The 23,583-nt window shown below is 73.0% G+C and carries 16 protein-coding genes and 1 tRNA gene; 12 read left to right on the top strand and 5 right to left on the bottom strand.

Features of this window, described 5'->3' with window-relative positions:
• Positions 1–45 precede the first annotated feature (45 nt).
• Entirely contained in the window at positions 46–2,736 is a 2,691-nt protein-coding gene (topA, locus tag DJ010_RS21360) for a type I DNA topoisomerase (RefSeq protein WP_109697479.1), read from the top strand.
• 31 nt (positions 2,737–2,767) lie between these two features.
• Here topA and DJ010_RS21365 read toward each other — a convergent pair whose 3' ends face one another.
• Complete coding sequence (locus DJ010_RS21365) at positions 2,768–4,096, bottom strand: FAD-binding oxidoreductase (RefSeq protein WP_109697480.1); 1,329 nt, start codon at positions 4,094–4,096, stop codon at positions 2,768–2,770.
• 194 nt (positions 4,097–4,290) lie between these two features.
• On the opposite strand from DJ010_RS21365, the gene DJ010_RS21370 reads away from it, so the two are divergent.
• From DJ010_RS21370 to DJ010_RS21410, 9 genes are all read left to right on the top strand, one after another.
• Positions 4,291–5,082, top strand: coding sequence for a sensor histidine kinase (locus DJ010_RS21370; RefSeq protein ID WP_245927797.1), 792 nt, complete (start codon positions 4,291–4,293; stop codon positions 5,080–5,082).
• The gene (locus tag DJ010_RS21375) at positions 5,079–5,741 is read left to right on the top strand and encodes a response regulator (RefSeq protein ID WP_109697482.1); all 663 of its coding nucleotides are present in this window, start codon (positions 5,079–5,081) and stop codon (positions 5,739–5,741) included. The genes DJ010_RS21370 and DJ010_RS21375 overlap by 4 nt, the downstream gene beginning before the upstream one ends.
• Positions 5,742–5,805: 64 nt before the next feature.
• On the top strand, positions 5,806–6,489 hold the full coding sequence (gene tmk / locus DJ010_RS21380; protein ID WP_109697483.1) for a dTMP kinase: 684 nt from the start codon (positions 5,806–5,808) through the stop codon (positions 6,487–6,489).
• The gene (locus tag DJ010_RS21385) at positions 6,486–7,649 is read left to right on the top strand and encodes a DNA polymerase III subunit delta' (RefSeq protein WP_109697484.1); all 1,164 of its coding nucleotides are present in this window, start codon (positions 6,486–6,488) and stop codon (positions 7,647–7,649) included. The genes tmk and DJ010_RS21385 overlap by 4 nt, the downstream gene beginning before the upstream one ends.
• A gap of 8 nt (positions 7,650–7,657) precedes the next feature.
• Positions 7,658–9,232, top strand: a complete 1,575-nt coding sequence (locus DJ010_RS21390) for an alpha/beta hydrolase (protein WP_109697485.1) — start codon at positions 7,658–7,660, stop codon at positions 9,230–9,232.
• A gap of 142 nt (positions 9,233–9,374) precedes the next feature.
• Positions 9,375–10,277 carry a helix-turn-helix domain-containing protein gene (locus DJ010_RS21395; protein ID WP_146207433.1) on the top strand — a complete coding sequence of 301 codons (903 nt, stop codon included), beginning with the start codon at positions 9,375–9,377 and terminating at the stop codon, positions 10,275–10,277.
• Between the two features lie 102 nt (positions 10,278–10,379).
• A tRNA-Thr gene (locus DJ010_RS21400) sits at positions 10,380–10,455 on the top strand.
• Between the two features lie 206 nt (positions 10,456–10,661).
• Positions 10,662–14,657 (top strand): IPT/TIG domain-containing protein, encoded by a 3,996-nt coding sequence (locus tag DJ010_RS21405; RefSeq protein WP_146207434.1) that lies wholly within the window; start codon positions 10,662–10,664, stop codon positions 14,655–14,657.
• Between the two features lie 85 nt (positions 14,658–14,742).
• The gene (locus tag DJ010_RS21410) at positions 14,743–14,985 is read left to right on the top strand and encodes a DUF3263 domain-containing protein (RefSeq protein WP_109697488.1); all 243 of its coding nucleotides are present in this window, start codon (positions 14,743–14,745) and stop codon (positions 14,983–14,985) included.
• Here the strand turns inward: DJ010_RS21410 and DJ010_RS21415 are convergent.
• Positions 14,978–15,466, bottom strand: a complete 489-nt coding sequence (locus DJ010_RS21415; protein ID WP_146207435.1) for an acyl-CoA thioesterase — start codon at positions 15,464–15,466, stop codon at positions 14,978–14,980. The genes DJ010_RS21410 and DJ010_RS21415 overlap by 8 nt on opposite strands.
• 63 nt (positions 15,467–15,529) lie before the next feature.
• Here DJ010_RS21415 and DJ010_RS21420 point away from each other — a divergent pair, with 63 nt between their 5' ends.
• Positions 15,530–15,985, top strand: a complete 456-nt coding sequence (locus tag DJ010_RS21420; RefSeq protein WP_109697490.1) for a MarR family winged helix-turn-helix transcriptional regulator — start codon at positions 15,530–15,532, stop codon at positions 15,983–15,985.
• Here the strand turns inward: DJ010_RS21420 and DJ010_RS21425 are convergent.
• Together DJ010_RS21425 and DJ010_RS21430 are read right to left on the bottom strand one after the other, a co-directional pair.
• A complete protein-coding gene (locus DJ010_RS21425) occupies positions 15,974–17,518 on the bottom strand; it encodes an FAD-dependent oxidoreductase (RefSeq protein WP_245927799.1) in 1,545 nt (514 codons plus the stop codon). The two genes, DJ010_RS21420 and DJ010_RS21425, sit on opposite strands and share 12 nt — an antisense overlap.
• Before the next feature lie 19 nt (positions 17,519–17,537).
• Positions 17,538–18,599, bottom strand: a complete 1,062-nt coding sequence (locus DJ010_RS21430; RefSeq protein WP_109697491.1) for a CobW family GTP-binding protein — start codon at positions 18,597–18,599, stop codon at positions 17,538–17,540.
• 94 nt (positions 18,600–18,693) lie between these two features.
• Here DJ010_RS21430 and DJ010_RS21435 point away from each other — a divergent pair, with 94 nt between their 5' ends.
• On the top strand, positions 18,694–19,893 hold the full coding sequence (locus tag DJ010_RS21435) for a YibE/F family protein (protein ID WP_109697492.1): 1,200 nt from the start codon (positions 18,694–18,696) through the stop codon (positions 19,891–19,893).
• Here the strand turns inward: DJ010_RS21435 and eccCa are convergent.
• Positions 19,841–23,458, bottom strand: coding sequence for a type VII secretion protein EccCa (gene eccCa, locus DJ010_RS21440; protein WP_109697493.1), 3,618 nt, complete (start codon positions 23,456–23,458; stop codon positions 19,841–19,843). The two genes, DJ010_RS21435 and eccCa, sit on opposite strands and share 53 nt — an antisense overlap.
• Between the last annotated feature and the right edge of the window lie 125 nt (positions 23,459–23,583).

A 23,583-nucleotide genomic window follows, 5' to 3' on the forward strand; every position in this document is an offset into this window, starting at 1 on the left:
CGAACGACCCCTCTCCACCCCATGACACAGATGAAGTAGGTCCGAGTGGCACACAAGTTGGTGATCGTCGAGTCACCGGCCAAGGCCCGCACGATCGGCGGGTACCTCGGCGACGGCTACGTCGTCGAGTCCTCGATCGGTCACATCCGCGACCTCCCGAACAACGCCGCCGACACCCCGGCCAAGATCAAGGACAAGCCCTGGGGCCGGCTGGCGATCGACGTCGAGAACGACTTCGTCCCCTACTACGTGGTGCCGCGGGACAAGAAGAGCCACATCTCCAAGCTCAAGCAGCTGCTCAAGGACGCCGACGAGCTCTACCTCGCCACCGACGAGGACCGCGAGGGCGAGGCCATCGCCTGGCACCTGCTCGACGAGCTGAAGCCGAAGGACATCCCGGTCAAGCGGATGGTCTTCCACGAGATCACCAAGGCGGCGATCCAGGAGGCCGCCGCCAACCCGCGCGAGCTCGACATGGACCTGGTCGAGGCCCAGGAGACCCGACGGATCCTCGACCGCCTCTACGGCTACGAGGTCTCCCCGGTCCTCTGGCGCAAGGTGATGTCCGGCCTGTCCGCCGGCCGCGTGCAGTCGGTGGCGACCCGCCTCGTCGTCGACCGCGAGAAGGAGCGGATGGCGTTCCGGGTCGCGTCGTACTGGGACCTCGAGGGCACCTTCGACGCCGGCGCGAAGCACGAGCAGCGGATGTTCCCGGCCAAGCTGCACTCGATCGACGGCACCCGGGTCGCGTCCGGCACGAACTTCGGCCCGGACGGCCTGCTGAAGCCGAACGCCGACGTCGTCCACCTCGACCGCAACCGGGCCGAGTCGCTGGTCGGCGCGCTCGCCGACACCTCCTACGGCGTCCGCTCGGTCGAGTCGAAGCCCTACAAGCGCTCGCCCTACCCGCCGTTCCGCACGACGACCCTCCAGCAGGAGGCCAGCCGCAAGCTCGGGATGAGCGCGAGCGTCACCATGTCGGTGGCGCAGCGTCTCTACGAGAACGGCTTCATCACCTACATGCGCACCGACTCGACCACGCTGTCGGGCAACGCGATCGCAGCGGCCCGGTCGCAGGTGCAGGAGCTGTACGGCGGCGAGTACCTCCCCGACGCGCCGCGCACCTACACGAGCAAGGTCAAGAACGCCCAGGAGGCGCACGAGGCGATCCGGCCCGCCGGCGACTCCTTCCGCACACCGGCGCAGACCGGGCTGACCGGCGAGCAGTTCCGCCTCTACGAGCTGATCTGGATGCGCACCGTCGCCTCGCAGATGAAGGACGCGGTCGGCCAGTCGGTCTCGATCCGCCTCGGCGGCGCGGCCGCCACCGGCGAGGACGTCGTGTTCGCCGCCTCCGGTCGCGTGATCACGTTCCACGGCTTCCTCAAGGCCTACGTCGAGGGCACCGACGAGGGGGCAGCGAAGGACGACCAGGAGACCCGCCTGCCCGCGCTGGCCGAGGGCGACGCGGTCTCGGCGGCGTCGATCAGCGCCAACGGCCACGAGACCAAGCCGCCCGCGCGGTTCACCGAGGCCACGCTGATCAAGGAGCTCGAGGACCGTCAGATCGGGCGGCCCTCGACGTACGCCTCGATCATCGGCACCATCCTCAACCGCGGCTACGTCTACAAGAAGGGCACCGCGCTGGTGCCGGCATGGATCGCGTTCTCGGTCGTGCGGCTGCTGGAGGAGCACTTCACCCGGCTCATCGACTACGACTTCACCGCGCTGATGGAGACCGTGCTCGACGACATCGCGCGCGGCGAGAAGGACCGGGTCAGCGAGCTCAACGAGTTCTACTACGGCTCGGAGAACCTGATCGGGGTGAAGCCGCTCGTCGACGGTCTCGGCGACATCGACGCGAAAGCACTGGCGACCTTCCCCGTCGGCGACCCCGAGGACGGGATCGCGCTGCGGGTCGGGAAGTACGGGCCCTACCTCGAGGGGCCCGGCGACGACGGTGCGCCGGCCGGCAAGCGGGCCAACGTGCCCGACGACCTGCCGCCCGACGAGCTCACGCCGGCCAAGGCCAGGGAGCTGCTCGCCAACCCGGCGGGTGAGGAGATCGAGCTCGGCAGCCACCCGGAGACGGGGCTGCGCGTGACCGCCAAGAACGGCCGCTACGGCCCGTTCGTCACCGAGGAGCTGCCCGAGGACGCACCCAAGGCGGCCAAACCGCGCACGGGTTCGCTCTTCAAGTCGATGTCGCTCGACACGATCACGCTGGCCGACGCGGTCAAGCTGCTGTCGCTGCCGCGCGTCGTGGGCGAGGATCCCGAGTCGAAGGAGGAGATCACCGCGCAGAACGGGCGCTACGGTCCCTACCTCAAGAAAGGCACCGACTCCCGCTCGCTGCAGACCGAGGACCAGATCTTCTCGATCACGCTCGACGAGGCGCTGGCGATCTACGCCCAGCCCAAGCAGCGCGGGCGGGCCGCGGCCGCGCCCCCGCTCAAGGAGCTCGGCAACGACCCGGTCTCGGGCCAGCCGGTCGTGGTGAAGGCCGGCCGCTTCGGTGAGTACGTCACCGACGGCGAGTACAACGCCACCCTCCGCAAGGACGACTCGGTCGAGGCGATCACCCTCGAGCGCGCCGCCGAGCTGCTGGCCGAGCGCCGGGCCAAGGGCCCGGCCAAGAAGTCGGCCAAGCGCGGCGCGAAGAAGACGACCAAGAAGGCCGCGGCGAAGAAGACCACCAAGAAGTCGACGGCGAAGAAGACCGCCAAGAAGTCCTGACGCCGCCTCGATCGCGGCGTTGCACGCGGTTCTACCTGCCGAGCGGCGCGATGTTGTGGTTGCTGCGGAACAGGTTGTCCGGGTCGTAGGCGCGCTTCACCGTGGCCAGGCGGAGCCGGGTGGCCCGGGGGTAGACAGCCGCGACGTCGTCCGGTCCGTCCGCGCCCTGGAACCCGACGTAGGCGCCCACCCCGTGCGCAGCAACCGCGTCCCACGGCGCCAGCGCGCGGTCGACCTGCTCCGCCGGCGCGGCCATCGGCAGGACCACCGCGCCGACGACCATCGCCTCGGCGTCGCGGTGGGCGAAGGCCGTCGCGTCCGCCGGCACCCGGGCGACGGCGCCGCCGAGGCTGCGCACGGCGACCATGGTCGGCGCCGGACCCGCCCGGAACCGGTCGATCGCAGCGATCACCCGGTCGTCGAGCGCCCGGACCAGCGTGTTGCGCACGTGCGGGCGGATGCCCGGCGGGTGCGGCGGTGCCGGCTCGAGGATGTCGGCGTACGCCCGCTCGGAGATCGACCAGTCGGCGACCGGGCCGAGGTCGAGCAGTGGGAAGACCGGGTCGTCGTCACCGTTGTCGGGGTCGGGTGCGTGGCACACCAGCACCGTCGCGGTCGACTGCAGTCCCGGTGCCGTCGGCGGCACCACGAGCGTGCTCGACACCTCGTCCGGCGCGGCGCGCATCGCGTCCCGCCACCGCGCAAGGAGTCCGGCGATGTCGTCGGTGCAGTAGTCGATCGACCCGAACCGCACGGTGCGCGCGGGTTGCGCCACGAAGTCGAGGTCGACCACCACCCCGAAGTTGCCGCCCCCGCCCCGCAACGCCCAGAACAGCGCCTCGTTCTCGGTCGCCGACGCCGGGACCAGCCGGCCGTCGGCGGTGACGACCCGGGCGCCGACGAGCTGGTCGATGGCCAGCCCGTGCTTGCGGACCAGCCAGCCGATGCCGCCGCCGAGGGTGAGGCCGCCGACGCCGACGGACGCGGTGTCTCCCGACGTCACGACCCAGCCGTGCGGCGCCAGCGCGGCCGCCACCGCGCCCCAGGTCGCCCCGCCGCCGATCCGAACCAGCCGGCGCGCCTCGTCGAGGACCTCGACGGTGTCGAGGTGGCCCAGGTCGACGACGATCCCGCCGGAATTGGTGCTGTGACCGAGCAGGCTGTGCCCGCCCGAGCGCACCGACACCTCCAGGTCGTGACGGACGGCGTGCTCCAACGCGGCCGCGACCTCCTCGGGGTTGCGGGGACGGGCGACGAGAGCCGGGGCGCCGTGGCCGCACATCACCCCCGCAGCGGCGTCGTACCCCTCGTCGCCGGGGTGCAGCAGCTCGGTCGCGGTGTCGGTCGCACGCAGGTCCATGGGGATCTCCTCGTTCCGTCGTCGGTGCGGACGATCCTGCGGGGCGCGGCATGCGGCGCGCGTCCCCCCGACGGCGTCTCTTCTCGGTGCCGCTCCGGGGTCGGTGGGGCCGCGGCCCTACGACGAGGGGAGTACCGACGGGCTACTCCCGTCGTCGGACGCACGCGGGTCCGGAACGTGCCTACCATCGGCCCATGCCATCGTTCCTCCAGCGCTGCGGGCACCCCGGGCACCCCGGCCACCAGGCCCTGTTCGCCGCCGGCTGGCTGCTCTCCGCTGCCGTCGCCGGCGTCGCGGTCGTGCAATGGAACGCCCGGCTGCGGGAGGCCGAGCAGCGGGCGGAGCAGGCCGAGCGCAGCCGTGACGAGGCGGCCCGCCGACGCGCGGTCGAGGAGCGGCTGCGGATCGCCCGCGACCTGCACGACTCGCTCACCCACAGCATCTCCGTGATCAAGGTGCAGGCCGGCGTCGCCACCCACCTGGCGCGGAAGAACGGCGAGCAGCCGTCGGAGGCCTTGCTGGCGATCCAGGCCGCGAGCACCGAGGCGGTGCGCGAGCTGCGCTCGACGCTGGACGTGCTGCGCCGCGACGACGACAACGGCAGCGGCCTCGACCGGCTGCCCGCGCTGGTCGACTCGGTCCGCTCGTCCGGGCTGGCGACCACGTTCCGCGTCCTCGGCCCGCGCCGTCCGCTCCCCACGCCGGTCGAGCAGGCCGCGTACCGCGTCGTGCAGGAGGCGCTCACCAACACCGCCCGGCACGCCGGCGACGCCACTGCCACCGTCGAGATCACCTACGGCGAGCGCTCGCTCACCGTCCGCGTCGAGGACGACGGCGCGGGGTCGGTCCCCGGCCCGGTGCCGGGCTACGGGCTGGTCGGGATGCGCGAGCGCGTCACCGCGCTCGGGGGCCGGGTGACGGCCGAGCCGCTCCCGGACCGCGGCTTCCGCGTCCACGCGGAGCTGCCGCTGGACCAGGCGTCGTGATCCGCGTCGTCCTGGTCGACGACCAGCCGCTGATCCGCACCGGCATCCGCGCGCTGCTCGACGCCGAGGACGACATCGACGTCGTGGGAGAGGGGGCGACCGGGCTGGAGGCGGTCGACCTCGCCGTGAAGATGGCCCCCGACATCGTGCTGATGGACGTGCAGATGCCCGAGATGGACGGCATCGAGGCGACCCGCCGGATCGTGGGCGACGAGCGGCTCGGCGACGTCCGCGTCGTGATGCTGACCAACTACGGCATCGACGAGTACGTCTTCAACGCCCTCCACGCCGGAGCGTCCGGGTTCGTCGTCAAGGACACCGAGCCCGACGACCTGCTCCAGGCGCTGCGGGTCACCGTGCGCGGCGACGCCCTGCTGTCCCCCGCCATCACCCGGCGGCTCATCAGCGAGTTCGTGTCCCGGCCGGCCGACGTCCTGCCCGACGCCGACCTCGACCTGCTCACCAACCGGGAGCGCGAGGTGGTCGCCCTGGTCGCGCACGGGCTCAGCAACGACGAGATCGCCGAGCGGATGGTGCTCAGCCCCATGACCGCCAAGACCCACGTGAGCCGGGCGATGACCAAGCTGGGCGCCCGCGACCGGGCCCAGCTCGTCGTGCTCGCCTACCAGTCCGGCCTGGTCGCCGCCCGCGGCGGTTGAGCGAGGCCGCTCCGCGGCGTGGCCCGGCCCCGGATCTGTGGGAGCGCTGCCCTACCTTGGAGCCATGACCTGGCCGGGCCGCTACACCGACACCGGCGTCTTCGTGTGCTTCGAGGGCGGCGAGGGCTCCGGCAAGTCGACCCAGTCCCGGCTGCTCAGCGACGCGCTGGCCGCGGAGGGGTACGCCGTACGCCTCACCTTCGAGCCGGGTGACACGGCCGTCGGCAAGGAGGTGCGCCGGATCGTGCTCAGCCCCGAGACCGGTGACCTCGACGACCGCACCGAGGCGCTGCTCTACGCCGCCGACAAGGCCGAGCACGTCGAGACCGTCGTGCTCCCGGCGCTGGCGCGGGGAGAGGTGGTCGTCACCGACCGCTACGTCGACTCCGCGCTCGCCTACCAGGGCGTCGGCCGGGGTCTCGACAAGCTCGACCAGCGGGGGACCAGCGCGCTCGAGCACGTCGCGCGCTGGGCCACCGGCGACCTGCGCCCGCACCTGACCGTCGTGCTCGACCTCGAGCCGGAGGCCGGGCTCGGCCGCTTCGACGAGCGCGACCGGATCGAGGGGGAGTCGCTGCCGTTCCACCAGCGGGTCCGCCAAGCGTTCCTCGACCTGGCCGCCGAGGACCCGGCGCACTACCTCGTGCTCGACGCGCGCGCCGACGTCGACACCATCGCCGCCGCGATCCGGGAGCGGGTCGCGCCGCTGCTGGCGCAGGCCGTCCGGTCCGGGCAGTCGCCCTCATGAGCGTCTGGACCAGCCTGGTCGGCCAGCGCGCCGCGATCGAGCAGTTGCAGACCGCCGTCGCCGGGCAGGGGATGAGCCACGCCTGGCTGTTCACCGGGCCGCCCGGCTCGGGCCGGTCCAACACCGCAGTGGCGTTCGCGGCCGCCCTCCAGTGCGAGGCGGGTGGCCTCGGCCCGACCTGCCCCGACGGCTGCCACGACTGCCGCACCGTGCTGGCCGGCAGCCACGCCGACGTCGCCGTCGTGCGCACGGAGAAGCTCACGATCGGCGTCAAGGAGGTGCGCGAGCTGGTCCGGCGCGCGGCCCTGACGCCGATGGGCAAGCGGTGGCAGATCCTCGTCGTCGAGGACGCCGACCGGCTCACCGAGCAGGCTTGCAACGCGCTGCTCAAGGCGATCGAGGAGCCCAACCCGCGCACCGTCTGGATGCTGTGCGCCCCCACGGTCGAGGACCTGCTGCCGACCATCCGGTCGCGGTGCCGGCTGGTCGCCCTGAGCACGCCGACGGCCGCCGAGGTGGCGACGTTCCTGGAGGCCAAGGGGTGCCCGGCCGACCGCGCGTCGTACGCCGCCCGCGCCAGCCAGGGCCACATCGGCCGGGCCAAGGCGCTCGCGTTCGACGACGCGGTGCGCGACCGGCGACAGGACATCGTCGCGATCCCGGCACGGCTGACGACGCTCGGCCAGTGCCTTGCCGCCGCCGCCCACCTCGCCGAGGTCGCGAAGGCGGAGGCCGACGAGATCACCGCGGAGCTCGACGCCCGGGAGAAGGTCGACCTCGACGCGGCGTACGGCGTGGTCGAGCGCGGCCGCCGCCCGCGGGAGTACGCCCCCGCGCTGCGCGATCTCGAGGCCGCCCAGAAGACCCGCGCCAAGCGTCGGCAGCTCGACGTCGTCGACCGCGGGCTGCTCGACCTGGTCTCGGTCTACCGCGACGCGATCGCGCTGGCGACCGGCGCGGCCGGCGAGCTGGTCAACGAGGACGTGCGGGCCGACATCGAGCGGATCGTGCAGACGTCCACGCCCGAGCTCAACCTCCAGCGCATCGGTTGGATCTTCGAGGCGCGGGAACAGATGCTGGAGTTCAACGTGCCGGTGCCCCTGGCACTCGAGTCGATGATGGTCGCCCTGCGGGTCCCCGCGGTGACCGACCGGACCTGAGGAGACGCGTGAAGAAGCTGATCGTGGCGGTCGTCGTGATCTGGGCCCTCGTCGTCGCCGTCGGCGTGACGGTCGGCGTCGTGCTGGTGACGGGGGACGACGACGGGGACGACTCGACCGGCGGTGACCGCACGACGCCGGCCTCGTCCGCGGAGCCCTCGGTGACCGACAGCGGGTCCGGGCCCACCGCCCCGGTGCCGGCGGGCTTGGAGTCCTTCTACTCCCAGCAGATCGCGTGGGAGGGCTGCGGCGACAACGAGTGCGGCACCCTCGAGGTGCCGCTCGACTACGCGGAGCCGGACGGCGAGACGATCGAGATCAACCTCGAGGTGGCGCCGGCGACCGGTGACCGGATCGGTGCGATGGTGGTCAACCCGGGCGGTCCGGGCGCCCCAGGGACGTCGGTCCCCGAGAACGCCGACTTCTACTTTGCCTCCGAGCTGCGCGAGCGCTTCGACATCGTCGGGTTCGACCCGCGCGGCACCGGCGACTCCAGCCCGGTCGACTGCCTGTCCGACCCCGAGCTCGACGACTACGTCGCCGGCGACCCCGATCCCGACAACCGCGCGGAGGTCGCGGAGTTCGTCGACCTCGGCGAGGAGTTCTGGGAGGGCTGCGAGGAGAAGTCCGGTGACCTCGGCAACCACGTCAGCACGATCGAGGTCGCCCGCGACATGGACGTGCTGCGGGCAGCGCTCGGCGAGCAGAAGCTGCCGTACTTCGGCTTCTCCTACGGCACCCGCCTCGGTGCGACGTACGCCTCGCTCTTCCCCGACAACGTCGGTCCGTTCGTCCTCGACGGCGCGGTCGACCCGAGCCTGTCGAGCTTGGAGGGGTCGCTGAGCCAGGCCAAGGGCTTCGAGACCGCGCTGCGGGCCTACCTCGAGGACTGCGTCGACGGCGGCGACTGCTTCCTCGGCGACTCCGTCGACGAGGGCCTGCGCACGATCAGCGACCTGCTCGACGAGATCGACGCCGACCCGCTGCCGACGGGGGAGGAGCGCGACCTCACGGTCGGCAACGCGTTCTTCGGCCTGGTGACACCGCTGTACTCCAAGGACAACTGGTCCTACCTCGACATCGGCCTGCAGGAGGCGCTCGAGGGTGACGGCAGCACGCTGCTGTTCCTGTCCGACGCCTACGGCTCGCGCGAGAACGGCACCTACACCGACAACAGCCTCGAGGCGATCAGCGTCGTCAACTGCCTGGACGACCCCTGGTCGATCCCGGCGAAGAAGGTGCCGTCGTACTTCGACGAGTTCGAGAAGGCCTCGCCGACCTTCGGCACCGTGTTCGCCTGGGGCCTCACCGCCTGCCAGGGCACGCCGTTCGGGACCACCGAGCCGGAGATCGAGGTCGACGGCGCGGGCGCCGGCCCGATCGTCGTCATCGGCACGACGCGCGACCCGGCGACGCCGTACGAGGAGGCGGTGGCGATGGCCGAGCAGCTCGAGTCGGGCGTGCTGCTCACCCGCGACGGCGACGGCCACACCGGCTACAACAAGGGCAACGCCTGCATCGACGACACGGTCCACGCCTACTTCGTCGACGGCACGGTCCCCGACGACGGCACGGAGTGCTGACCCACCGGTCGGGAGGAGCGGATCGGTCTAGACCAATTCGCTTATCTAGCTCAACGAAATTTGCCGATCACCGCCGCCGTATCGGATAGTGCAATTGCTGCGACGCTCCATCGCAGCAATTCCAGGGGGACGGTGTATTGCCATGACGTCAATTGTGCTCGAACGCACGCTCCAGCTCGATGCGGGACCGCATCGCTCGACTCTCGGTCGTCTCGACAACCTGATCGCGACCTTTCCGGACACCGCCGAGGCGGCGCGGCGCGCAGAGGTGCTGACGAACCTCCTCGCCGTCGTCGCTCGCGGCGGGCCCGAGGACTACGCCCGCACCGCGGAGCTCGTCCGCCGGCACGGCCACCGCGCGGTCGCGGCCCTGCAGAGCGAGTTCGACGGCCACTTCAGCGTGGGCGCGAACCTGCCCTTCACGACCAGCGCGCTCGTCAAGCTCTCGCGTGCGGGCCAGATCGACCACCTGCTGCGCCGGGCCGGCCACTCGCCCGCCGAGGCGGAGGAGATCGCCACCGTGTGCGGCCGGACGGCCTTCTGGCTGCTGATGCAGGGCATCGACGACGCCGACTGCGCGCCGGTCCCGAGGACGGTCGAGCGCTTCCGCGGCCTGCTCGAGCAGCACGGCGCCGGCGCCTGGCGACAGGTGCTCGCCAACGTGGCCGCGAACCCGTGGAGCCCCGACGCGAGCCGGCTGCACGCCCTCGCGGTCGAGGCCGGCCTGCCGGCCCCCGCCGAGGCGATCGCCGCCTGCGCGGAGGTCTACCGCAAGCGGCACGAGGAGGCCGACCGGCTCGAGGTCGCGATGGAGATCCGCCGCCTGGTTGCGATCAGCGGCTGCAGCCAGCGCCAGTTCGCGCGCTATGTCGGCACGTCGGCGCCGCGGCTCTCGACGTACGTCAACGGCGCGGTGACCCCGTCGGCCGCGATGATGCTGCGCATCACCCGCTACGCCCACGAGCTCGCCAAGCGGGCCCAGGCAGCCGACGCGGGCACCCCGGTCCCCGAGGTGCCCTGGGCCCAGCTGCGCGCCTCCGCCTGACCGACCCCCGCCGGTTTCGTCGCACCCCGACGCCGCCGGTATGCTTCCGCGGGTTGCCACGGCGGCTGCTCGACCCCTGGGTCGGGAAGCATCCCGAAGCACGCCGCCTTAGCTCAGTCGGTAGAGCGGCTCACTCGTAATGAGCAGGTCGTCGGTTCGATTCCGACAGGCGGCTCCACCGGAACCCGGTCCCTGAGGGGCCGGGTTCCTGCGTCTCCAGAGGTGTGGGAAGCAGCCGGCGCTAGTCCTTTCTGACTACTGATCCGCGGCCGAACTGAGGGCGAAGCGGTATCAGAAGTGGACATATTCTTGGCACCTGGATAGGAACCGCTCCCGGACCCGTCCGCCGGCCGATGCCCCAACCTCCCGACGGATGGTCTTGTCATGTCCCACCTTCCCCTGCGGCGCCCCCGCCGTCTGCTTCCGGTCCCGGCAGTCGTCCCCGCAGTCATCGCCGCCGTTCTCGCCGTGACCGCGACGGTCTCGGTCGACGACGCGGCCGCGGCGGACGGCTCGGTCACGACGATCAGCGAGCTGCGCGCCGCGAGCGGCAGCTGCACCGGCACCCGGACGGCGCCGACCACGATCACGCTCGCGGCCGACATCGTCGCCCCGGACGCCCAGGTGGACGTCGGCTGTCACGCGATCCTCTCCCTCGCCGGACACGACCTGACCGTCCGCAACGTGGTGATCGCCGGCGGCCGGGCACTGACCGTCACCGACACCGGCACCGGGGGCACCCTCACCGCCGACGCCGGGGCCACCTCCGACGTCGCCGGCATCCAGAACACCCTTGCCACCCTCACCGTCGCCAGCGGCACCGTCGTCGCAACCGGCGGCCAGCGCGCCGCGGGCATCGGCGGTGGACCGTCCGGCAACGGCGGAGCCACGAAGATCACCGGCGGCACCGTCATCGCCTCGAGCGTCAACACCGCGGAGACCGGCAGCTCGGCGATCGGTCCGGGGGACGGTGGGTCGTCCTTCGGGACGTTGGCGGTGACCGGCGGACTGCTGCGGCTGCCCTCGGGCATCCTGCGGGTCCCGAACTCCACCGGCGTGGAGATCGCCGTCGGGGCCGCCGGTGTGATCGACGGCTCCGGCGGATCAGGCGCGACGTACGCCACCGTCGTGGGCGCCGGTCAGATCGACAACCGCGGGCGGATCCTGTTGCCGAGCGAGAAGGTCACGGCCGCGGGCGTCACGGTCACCGGCCTGCACTACGCCGTCAGCTTCAACACCCAGGGCGGGTCCGCTGCGCCCGCCCCGGTGACCGTGTTCGCCAGCACGTTCGCGCGCGGCGCGCGCACCTTCCCGGCGAGTCCGACCAAGTCGGGCGCGAGCTTCACCGCCTGGAACAGCGCCGCCGACGGCAGCGGCGTCCGCGTGGCGGCCACCGATGTGCTGCGCGGGGCCAGCGTCGACGGCGCCCCCGTGCCCATCACTGCGTATGCGCAGTGGCGGGTCGCCACCGTGGTCCCTGCGATCACCGCCATCACGCCGACCTCCGGTCCACCGAGCGGCGGCACCAGCGTCGTGATCACCGGCACCGGGTTCACCGGGGCGACCAAGGTGCTCTTCGGCACGGCGCCGGCGGCCAGCTTCACCGTGGACTCCGCGACCCGGATCACGGCGGTCTCGCCGCCGTCGGCGACCGTCGGGGTCCGAGCGATCACGGTGACGACCCCGGGCGGGGTCAGCCCGGCCGTCACCGCCGGTCGGTTCACCTACGCCGCGCCGGCCCCGGTCCCGGTGCTCACCTCGATCGCGCCCGCATCCGGGCCGGTCGCGGGGGGTACGTCCGTGGTGGTGAAGGGCACCGGGTTCACCGGGGCGACCAAGGTGCTCTTCGGGACCGCGCCGGCGACCCGCTTCACGGTGAACTCCGCGACCCAGATAACCGCGGTCTCGCCGCCGTCGGCGACGCCCGGTGCGCAGGCGATCACGGTGACGACCGCGGGCGGCGTCAGCGCGGCGGTCACCGCGGCAGCGTTCACCTACGCCGCCCCGGCTCCGGCGGTCACCTCGATCGCGCCGTCGTCCGGTCCGATCGCCGGGGGCACCGACGTGGTGATCAAGGGCACCGGGTTCACCGGCGCCACCAAGGTGCTCTTCGGCACGGCGCCGGCAGCCAGCTTCACCGTGGACTCCGCGACCCAGATCACCGCGGTCTCGCCGACGTCGGCGACCACCGGGCTCAGGGCGGTCACGGTGACGACGGCGAGCGGGACCAGCGCGGCGGTCACCGCGGCAGCGTTCACCTACACCGCCCCGGTCCCGGTGCTCACCTCGATCGCGCCGTCGTCCGGCCCGATCGCCGGGGGCACCGCCGTCGTGATCACGGGCACCGGTTTCAGCGGTGCCACCAGGGTCAAGTTCGGGAACGCGGGGCTCGCCCCCAGCTTCACCGTGGACTCCGCGACCCAGATCACCGCCATCTCGCCGCCGTCGACGGCGATCGGGCTTCGCGCGATCACGGTGACCACCCCGGGCGGCACCAGCGCCTACGTCGATGCTGGTGGTTTCACCTACACCGCCCCGGCGCCCTCCGTGACGACGATCTCGCCGTCGTCCGGCCCCCTGAGCGGCGGCACGAACGTGGTGATCACCGGTAACAACTTCACCGGTGCCACCAGGGTGACCTTCGGCGTGGCCGGGCACGCGCCCAGCTTCACCGTGGACTCCCCGACCCAGATCACCGCGGTCTCACCGCCGTCGACGACGATCGCGCTCCGGGCCATCACGGTGACGACCGTGGGCGGCACCAGTGCCTATGCCGACGCCGGCGTGTTCGCCTACGTCGCGAAGCCCGCGGTCACCGCGATCTCGCCGTCGTCCGGCCCCCAGAGCGGAGGTACGACCGTGGTGATCGCCGGCACCGGGTTCACCGGAGCCACCGAGGTGGTCTTCGGCGACGCCGGGCCCGCGAGCAGCTTCACCGTCGACAACGCCTACCGCATCACGGCGACCTCACCGTCCTCGGACACCGCGGGCCTCCAGCCGATCTCGGTCGTCACGCCGGGTGGTGCGAGCGCGGAGACGGACGCGGGCAGCTTCACCTACGTCGCGCGGCCCGCCGTCACCGGGGTCTCGCCGGCCTCGGGTCCGACGACCGGGGGCACGAGCGTGGTGATCACGGGCACCGACTTCACCGGAGCCACGGAGGTGGTCTTCGGCGCGGCCGGACCCGCGAGCAGCTTCACCGTGGACTCCCCGACCCGGATCACCGCGACGTCCCCGTCCACGGCCACGATCGGGGCTCGCCACGTCTCGGTGACCACGACCGGAGGTGCCAGCGCCGAGGTCGACGCCGACCTGTTCACCTACACCCCCGTGATCACCCGGGTCACGCCGTCGGCGGGCCCGATGAGCGGAGGCACGGAGGTGGTGATCACCGGCACCGGGTTCACCGACGCCACCGAGGTCACCTTCGGCGATGCCGGGCCCGCCGCTGCTTTCACCGTCGACTCCGCCACCCGGATCACCGCGACGTCTCCTGCCGCGTCCGACACCGGCGCCCGGAACATCCGGGTGACCACCGCGGACGGTGTGATCACGGGTGTGGAGCCGGCTGCGGACCGGTTCACCTACACCGAACAACCCGACGCGTGTGGTGATCTGCTCCTCAAGGAGGACGGCAGCACCTGGACGTGCTCCTTCGTCGACGACTTCGACGGAGACTCGCTCGACCCGACCAAGTGGGCCACCCAGGACACCTCGCTCACCGGCTTCAGGTCCGGCCAGACCTGCTACCGGAACACGCCCGAGAACGTCGACGTCCACAACGGGGAGCTGCGGCTCACGGCCCGGCGCGAGGCGGAGGAGATTGCCTGCCACAACGTGCTGCTCGGTGCGTTCTCCACCCCGTACACCGGCGGCACGATCGGGACCCGGGGCAAGTTCTCCCAGACGTACGGCCGGTTCGAGGTGCGGGCGAAGTATCCCGAGACGACCGTCCCCGGCCTCCACGGCGGTTTCTGGGCCATGCCGGTCGACAGCGTCTACGGCGCCTGGCCGGCCTCGGGCGAGATCGACATCGCGGAGTGGTGGTCGAACGCGCCCAACCACGTGCTGCCGACGCTCCACTACCTCGGGGACACGATCGACGACACGGGCGTCGGCTGCCAGGTCAGCACACCGAGCAGCTACCACACCTACACGATGGAGTGGTCGCCCGAGGAGATCCGGTTCTTCATCGACGGCGACCTGTGCTTCGAGCGCCCGTTGAGCGTGACCGGCCTCCTCGGCGGGAAGCCGTTCGACCAGCCGTTCAGCATGATCCTCACCATGGGGGTCGACCTGCCGTGGGGGCCGAACGCGGTGACCGAGGCCACGGAGCTGCCCGCGACGTACACCGTCGACTACGCCAAGGTGTGGCGCTGACGCACCGGCCTGGTGCGGTTGGGCTCCTGGAGCCCAACCGCACCCCGGCGCACGTTGTGTCGGGCCCCCGTGCCACGATTTTCCCATGGCCCTGACCGACACCGAGCTGGCGATGCTCGAGCTGGAGCGCTCGTGGTTCACCGTCGCCGGCACCAAGGACGAAGCGATCCGCGAGCGGTTCGGCATGTCCAGCGCGGCCTACTACCAGGCGCTCAACGCGCTGATCGAGCGCGAGGACGCCGTCGAGGCCGACCCGCTGACCGTGCGCCGGCTCCGCCGCATGCGCGACCGGCGTCGGGCCGAGCGCGCCGGGCGCCGGGTCATCTGACCGACGGTCGCTCCCGGAGCTCGACCGGCGGACCGGCGTAGGCCGCCAGGTCCGCGCGCACCTCGTCCGACATCCGCCACGGGGCGGCGGCGCTGTGGTCCCACAGCACCAGCGACGTCTCCGCGACCAGGGCGGGCGGGTGGTCCGCCACGACCCGGAGCTCGGAAGCGATGCTGAACGACGAGCCGCCGACGTGGCTCACCCACATCCGCACCAGGAACGGCTGGAACGGCACCCAGCGCATCTCGGCGTGGTAGTCGATCCGCTGCGCGCCCACCAGCTCGGGGATGCCGTCGGGAACCCTTCCCATCAGGCCCGGGCGCTCGCCCGAGAGGTCCGGCATCGGCGCGAACCGCAGGAGCTGGATCCGCGCCTCGTCGAGCACCCGGATCGCCTCGACGTTGTCGACGTGACCACCGAGGTTCACGTCGCGCAGCCGCGCCTGGATCTCGCACTCGTACACAGGGTTGTCAGGAGCCACCCGCGCATCCTTCCACCCCTCCGCGATGGTGGATGCGTCAACCATTCTCGCTAGAATGGTGGTGTGTCCGGACCATGGCTCGACGACGACCAGCAGCAGACCTGGCGGGCGTGGCTCGACGTCTACGCCCGCTTGTTCGCGCGGCTGAGCCGCGAGCTGCAGGCCGATAGCGGGCTCTCCCTCCAGGACTACGACGTGCTGGTGGCGCTGACCGACGAGCCGGACCGCAGCGTCCGGATGCGAGACCTCGGGGTGAGCCTGCAGTGGGAGAAGAGCCGCCTGTCCAAGCACGTCACCCGGATGGCCGCGCGCGGCCTGGTCGCCCGGCGCGAGTGCGCCGACGACCGCCGCGGCGCGTTCGTCGACATCACCGAGGCCGGGCTGGAGGCGATCCGCGCGGCCGCCCCGGCGCACGCCGCCCTGGTCAAGGAGGTCTTCTTCGACGGCCTCGACCCCGAGCAGGTGCGCGAGCTCGGCGCCATCTGCGCGGGCGTCCTCGAGCGGCTGTCAGCCGAGTAGGTCGCGGACCGCGAGCGAGGCGAAGACCATCGCCGCGCCGAGGGGGGCGCCGGGCCCGGGATAGCGCGACCCGAAGACCGACGCCACCGAGTTGCTGCTCGCGTAGAGCCCCGGGACCGGAGCACCGGTGGCGGCGTCCAGCACCCGCCCGGCCTCGTCGGTGACCAGGCCGCCCTTGGTGCCGAGGTCGGACAGCACGAACCGCGCGGCGACGTACGGCGGCTGGTCGACCGGCGTCAGCGCCTTGTTGGGGCCGCTGCCACCGGCGAAGAACGTGTCGTACTCGTCCTCGCCCCGGCCGAAGTCCTCGTCGACGCCGGACGCGGCGAACCCGTTGAACCGCTCGACGGTCGTGGTGAGGACGGCCGGGTCGACGTCGATCTCCGTCGCGAGCTCGGCGAGGGTCCCGGCGGTCACCCAGGTGCCGGCCGCGAGGTGGTCGGCCGGGTCGCCCTCGGGCATGGCGATCGCCGGAAGTCGGCCACCCTCGCGGCTGTCGAACACGAACCACGACGGGATCCGCTCGGGCGCCTCTGCCATGATCCGGCCGAACCGGTCGTAGGGCAGGCACTCGTTGCCGTAGCGGCGGCCGGTCTGGTCGACCATCAGCCCGCTGCGGAACCCGAGCGTGAACGTCCCGCTGCCGTCGGGCTGCTCGAGGCCGGGACAGAACCAGCCCTCCCCGGAGTAGTCGGTGGCCGCGCCCGCCTTCGCGCACGCCTCGATCAGGTCGCCGGTGTTGGTGCCCCGCGGCGCCATCGTCCAGGCGGCGCGGCCCGGCGTGCCGTGCTCGGCGCGACGTTCCGGGCTGCCCTCGTAGCCGCCCGCCGCGACGATGACGCCGCGCCGGGCCCCGACCTCGACGGTGCCCTCCGGGGTGTCGACGACGACACCCGTGACCCGACCTGCACCGTCACCGCCCTCTCGTCGGACGTCGATGACGTGGTGCTCGGTCGCGACCGTGCCGCCGTCGCGGACGAACATCGCGGCGAGCCTGCCGATCAGGGCCTGGCCACCGGAGAGTGTCGACCGCCCGGCCGCACCGACCCGGTCGCGCTCGACCGGCGGGCGCAGCAGCGCCATCACCGCCGGGCCCAGCTGGTCGCGGCGGATCGCCGACGGCTGGATCGACCGGCCCATGGGGACCCGACCGGGCGCGTCGTAGTACTCCGAGAACGGGATCCACTCGAAGTCCATCAGCTCGTCGTCCTCGAGCGCGGCGACCAGCTCCGGCGCGTGCGCGAGGAACGCCTCGACCTTGGTGGTGTCGGGGTCCTCGAGCACCGCGTCCAGGTAGGCGCGGGCGCCCTCGGTGGAGTCGGGGAGGGCGGCCCGCTGCTGCACGGCACTGCCGGGCAGCCAGCAGGCGCCGCCGGAGTAGGCCGAGGTCCCGCCGATCAGCGAGGTCCGCTCGAGGACGACGACCGAGAGCCCGGCCTTCGCGGCCAGCGCTGCGGCGGTCATGGCGCCGCCGCCGGAGCCGACCACGACGACGTCGTACGCGGGCTGAAGAGGTGCGGGGACCGTGGTCACGCCGAGACTGTAACGCGTTCTAGTTTCGGCTGCCGAGCCATGGCTCGAAGCCGTCCTCCGCGGAGTCCCACCGGTCGTGGCGGGTCTCGCCCGGGCCCGCGAGCATCGCCGCGAACGACGCACGGGCGTGGGCCGGCGCAACGCCGACGCCGGTCAGCACGATCCGGGTGAAGGGCGGCCGGTCCCTCCATCCGCCGTGGTGGCCGATGCTCAGCTGCCCGCCCGCGCCGTCCCACTCGATGACCCGGCCGGGCCGGCTCGGGAGCCAGAAGCAGCCGCGCGAGCGATGAGCGCCCGAGCCGAGCTGCTCGAGCGACTCCAGCAGTCGGCTCGGGTGGAACGGCCTCGAGGACCGCAGGTCGAGCTGCCAGACCCCCTCACCACGGGCCGGCGGCAGCTCCGATCCACGGACCGGCGAGGTCCACGCCTCGGTGCGGCTGTGCTGGTGCAGGTGCGCGGTCAGGGTGTCGGCGCCGACCTCGCTCGCGCTGGTGACGACGGTCGCGTCGGGGCGGGCGAGCGTGCGGACCAGCCCGTCCGCGACCGGGTGGGCCGGCCCGTCGAGCGCGACCAGGTCCGCGTGCTCGATCATCGCGGCGAGCACCTCGCCGACGCCGCGCCGGTCGTCGTACGACGTGTGCAGCGCTCGGTCTGCCAGCAGGTCGTCGCCCAGCAGGTCCCGCACCGGGTCGCGCGGATCGAGCGCGGCGACAACCGCCGAGACCCGCAGCAGCCGGGCGAAGCGCGTCTCCCGGGCGAGCACCCAGCAGATCTGGCCGGCCGCGGCACCGACAGGGAGGTGCACGACCATGCTCTGCCACCGGCCCTGGCGGGCTAGCCGCTCGAGGGTCGGCAGGATGTCCTCCCGGATCGCGCAGCTCACGCACGCATGCTCGAGGGTCGTCTCGTGCTGCTCGAGCACTCCGGTGAGGTCGCTGACCGTCCGCACGAGCAGCTGGCGTTCCACGTCGATCCGGTGCCGGACCGCGACCGTTCCTGGCAGGCCGAACTGGATGCCGACCATGGTGGTGGCCATCGCATCGGGGTCGACGCCGGTGAGGAGCACGATCGGGGTCTGCACAGTGAAGCCTCCTGGTCTAGTTGAGAATGATTCTCAAAATAGCAGTGCGATAGCCTCGCGCGACAATGAGAACTGTTCTCAGAGGAGGCGGCCGATGGGGCACCGGCATGCGCACCGCGCAGGGGGAGCGGACGACGTGATCGAGGTGCGCACCCCGACGAGGGTCGGCCTGCTCGTCGGGCTCGCGCTGGCGGGCGTCGCCACCGTGGTCGGGATCGTCGTGTGGTGGCCCTCCGGTGAGGAGAGCGCGGTCGGCAGCGCGTCGTACGCCGCCGACGGGGCGACCTTCGAGCACGGCGTGGTCCGCGCCGTCGGCGAGCCCTGTCCGGTGCAGGAAGCACCCTCCGAGGGCTGCGGGCTGGTCACGGTGGAGGTCGACGAGCGACGGGCGCGGGTGCAGGTGCCCCCGGAGGTGCTCGAGGCAGGCCTCGCGCCGGGCGACTCGGTGGAGCTGTTGAAGAACCCGGTCGGCGAGGGCGGTGCGCCGGTCTACTCCTACTTCGCCACGGACCGGGACGGCACCCTCGTCTGGCTGCTCGTCGTCTTCCTCGCCGTGGTGGTCGTGGTCGGGCGACAGCGCGGCTTGTTCGCCCTGGCCAGTCTCACGTTCGGCGCCTCGGTGGTCTGGTGGTTCCTGGTGCCCGCGTTGATGGGCGGCGCCCCGGGCATCGGCGTCGCCCTAGCCGGATCCTCCGCGATCATGTACGTCGTCCTCTACCTGACCCACGGGCTGTCGTTGCGGACGAGCACGGCGCTCGCCGGCACCCTCGTGGGCATCGCGATCACGGCAGTGCTGGCCGCGGTGGCGGTCGACGACGCCCGGTTGACCGGCATCTCCGACGACGCGAGCAGCCTGCTCCGCGGCTTCGACGACGGCCTCGACTTCCCCTCGCTGCTCGGCTGTGCGCTCGTGATCGCCGGGCTCGGGGTGCTCAACGACGTGACGATCACCCAGGCCTCGGCGGTCTGGGAGCTCCGCGCCGCCTCGCCGTCGGCCACGCGACGGGAGGTGTACGCCGGCGCGATGCGGATCGGGCGCGACCACATCGCCTCGACGATCTACACCATCGTCTTCGCCTACGTCGGCACCGCCTTGTTCGTCCTCATGCTCCTCAGCGTCTACGACCGCTCCATCGTCGAGCTCCGGTCGACCGAACAGCTCGCCGAGGAGATCGTGCGGACGCTGGTGACCTCCATCGGTCTCGTGCTCGCGGTGCCGGTCACGACGGCCATCGGCGCCCTCATCGCGGGACCCACGCGACCTGCACCACCTCCGTCCCCCGCTCCCGGGTGACCAGCCGCGCCCGCCCCGGCACCGCCGGCACCGCGCGGACGCCGCCGACGAGCGGGCCCTCGTCGGGGCTGCCGCTCAGCAGCACTCCCGGCGCCGCCAGGTCGCGCAGCGTCTGGACCACCGGCTCGAACAACGCGCGCGAGGCCCCACCGGTTCGCCGGGCGAGGACCAGGTGGAGGCCGACGTCCCCGGCCTGGGCCAGCAGCGGCTGCAGCGCCGCGATCGGCGAGCCGGTCGGGCCGGACGAGCCGGACGGGCCGGACGGTGGCGCGACCAGGTCGTAGTCGTCGACCACGACGAACACCTCGGCGCCGTGCCACCACGAGCGGGTCCGGAGCTGGTCGGGCGTGACGTCGGGCCCGGGCAGGCGGGAGCGGAGGTACGACGCCAGCTCGTCCAGCGCCGGCCGGGCCCGCTCGGCAGAGGTCAGGTAGTGGAGGAGGTGCTCGTCGGCCACCTCACCGAGCAGCGATCGTCGGTAGTCGACGACGACCACCTGAGCGCGCTGCGCGGAGCGGCTGCGGACGACCTCGCGCAGGTAGGTCCGGAGCAGGTCGGACTTCCCGGACCGCGCCTCGCCCAGGACGAGCAGGTGCGGATCGGCGTCCGGGTCGAGCACGACCGGTGCCAGCCGCGCCTCGTCGACCCCGAGCAGCAGACCGGTCGTGTCCGGTGCCGCCCGGCGCAGCGCGTCCAGGTCGAGCACCTCCGGCAACAACCGCAACCGCGGCGCCACCAGCCCCGGCCAGGTGGCCCGCGCCCGCTCGACGAGGTCGTCGGGCGGCCGGGCGGCGAGGAAGTGCAGTGGGCCGGCCGCCAACCCGCGACCGGGCCGGTCGGCCGGCACCGTGGCCGCGGCCCGGCGGTCGACCTCCGAGTCGAGGGGATCGCCGAGGCGCAGCTCGAGCCGGGTGCCGAGCTGGTCGCGCAGCGCGGGCCGGAAGTCCGACCACCGTGCCGCCGAGACCACCAGGTGGACGCCGAGGCCCAGCCCACGCTGGGCCAGCTGCTGGAGGGCCGTCTCGAGCTCGTCGTGCTCCGCGCGGAGGGTGCCCCAGCCGTCGACGCAGACGAAGACCTCGTCCCGCTCGCCGGTCTCCTGTCCGGACTCGCGGCTGTCGGCGATGGCGCGCACCTCCGCCACGACCCGGCGTACGACGTCGCCCTCGGTCCGGCTCGCGACGCCGGCCACGTGGGGGAGGTCCGCGAGGTCGGCGAGCGCGCCGGCGAGGTCGAGGACATACCACCGCACCGCGCGCGGGCTGCTCGTCAGCGCGGTGGCCGCGACGATCGTGCGCAGCAGGGTGCTCTTGCCGCTCCGCGGGCCGCCGACGACGGCGACGTGACCGCCGGCGCCGCCGAGGTCGAGCACGAGCGGGTCGCGACGCTGCTCGCGAGGACGGTCCAGCGTGCCGACCGGGAACCGGAGCGGCCCCGCCGCCGGCAGCAGGTCGACGAGAGCGTCGGGGCGGCCCAGCGGAGGGAGCCAGATCCGGTGTGCGGCAGGACCGCGTCCGCGCAGCCGGTCGACCACCAGGTCGAGGACAGACGGACCGGCCTCGACAGCGGCGGTGGGGCGCGCGGCGGGCCGCGCGGCGAGGACGACCGGCCGAACGACGTACGGCAGCACCGCGGGGCCACGACGGACCGGCCGGCGCGCGGGCCCGGTCGGCGCCGGACCGGACACGTAGGCCGCCCGGAACCGCACCAGCTCGTCGGGACCGGGCCTCAGGTAGCCGAGCCCCGGCACCGGAGGCAGCTGGTAGGCGTCCGGCACCCCGAGCACGGTGCGTGACTCCTGGGCGCTGAACGTGCGCAGGCCGATCCGGTAGGAGAGGTGGGACTCGAGGCCGCGGAGCCGGCCCTCCTCCAGCCGCTGCGACGCCAGCAGCAGGTGCAGCCCCAGCGAGCGGCCGAGCCGTCCGATCGCCACGAACAGCTCGGTGAGCTCGGGCTTCGCGGACAGCAGCTCGGAGAACTCGTCGACCACGACGAGCAGGGTGGGGAGCGGCGCCAGGTCATCGCCGCGGGACCGGGCGCGGGCATAGTCGTGCACCGACGCCAGGTTGCCGGCGGCGCGGAGGGCGACCTGTCGGCGCACCATCTCGCCCTCCAGCGCGTCCTGCATCCGGTCGACGAGGGCCAGCTCGCCGGCGAGGTTGGTGATGACGGCCGACACGTGCGGCAGGTCGGCCATCCCGGCGAACGTCGCGCCGCCCTTGAAGTCGACGAGCACCAGGTTGAGCTCGTCGGGCGGGTGGGTCGTGACGAGCGCGAGCACCAGGGTGCGCAGGAGCTCGGACTTGCCGCTGCCCGTCGCGCCGACCACCAGCCCGTGCGGGCCCATCCCGCCCGCGGCCGACTCCTTGAGGTCGAGGTGGACCACGCCGTCGTCACCGGCGCCGATCGGTACCCGCAGCCGGTCGCGTGCGGACCGGGCCCGCCAGTCGGGCTCGACCGGCAGGCGCAGCTCGGCGACGGCGCGGGGACCCTCCGCCGGCACGCGGTGGGCGAGCAGCCGCCGGGCCACGGCCTCCGCGGTGGCGAGGTCGCCGTGGTCGAGGACGACCTCGGTGTCGACCTCGGTGTCGACACCGTCGCCCGGACCGTCTCCGCCGACGAGGACCACGGTCGCCCCGGCCCGGCCGTCGGGCGGCAGCACGGGGTGCGCCGAGCCGGGGCCGTCGACGACGAGCAGCAGGTGCGGTGCGTCGACGAGCAGCTCGGCCAGCGCGGCCCCTGACGTGCCGACCAGCCGCACCGGCCCGACCGCGTCGGCGCGGACCGGACTGTGGGCGTGCGGGAGCCACTTGACCCACTCCCACTCCTCGAGCAGGTCCTCGGTGGTGAGCACGGCGACGGCGAGATGGTCGGGGGAGTGGGCGGTCGCCGCCGCGCAGACGAGCGCTCGAGCGGCCGTCCGGCCGGTCTCGGCTCCCGGCAGCGACAGCCGCCGGGTCTCGCGGAGGTCGACGGTGCACGGCAGGCCGGGCTGGACCCGGTGGGTCGTGAGCATCCGGCGGACGGCCGCCACGGCGGCGGGGTCGGCGTCGTCGGCTGCCAGGCCGGCCGGCTCGTCGAGCTGCGCCGAGAGCGGCTGGTCGCGGACGCCGTACCGCACCTGCAGGTAGTCCGCGTCCCCCGGTCGCCGGTCCCACACCCGCGAGCCCTCCGCCGCGAGCGCGGGCAGCGCGGCCGGGTCGGGATGGCGCCGAAGGAGCGCTCGGCGCTGACCGTCGGCGGCGTCCCGTACGGCGGCGCGCACGCCTGCCAGGTGCTGGAGGTAGCTACGGCGCGCGCCCAGCAGCAGCCGACGCCGCTGACCGCGCTGGCGGTCGACCTGGAGCCCGAGGTAGGCGATCGTCGCCACCAGGAACAGGCCGGCCGCGAGGATCCGCACGCCGGAGCTGCCGCCGCCGAGCGAGGCGACCAGCACCACGGACCCCAGGCTGCCGACCATCGGGATCGCGCTCATCGCGACGCCGCTCGCCCCTTCGACGGACGGCAGCCGCGGCGGCTCCTCGACACGGATCCGGCCCGTGGGGAGCTCCGGAGGTTCGGCCATGCCGGCGAGTCAACAGTGGCGACCGGGCGCGGCGGAACCGTCGCCGACGGGACCTGTGGACAACCGCGAGCCCCGGTTTCCGCCCGTCCGCGACCGGGGCACCACCCGACGACACAACCCGACGT

The organism is Nocardioides silvaticus (assembly GCF_003160695.1).
GTDB lineage: Bacteria > Actinomycetota > Actinomycetes > Propionibacteriales > Nocardioidaceae > Nocardioides > Nocardioides silvaticus.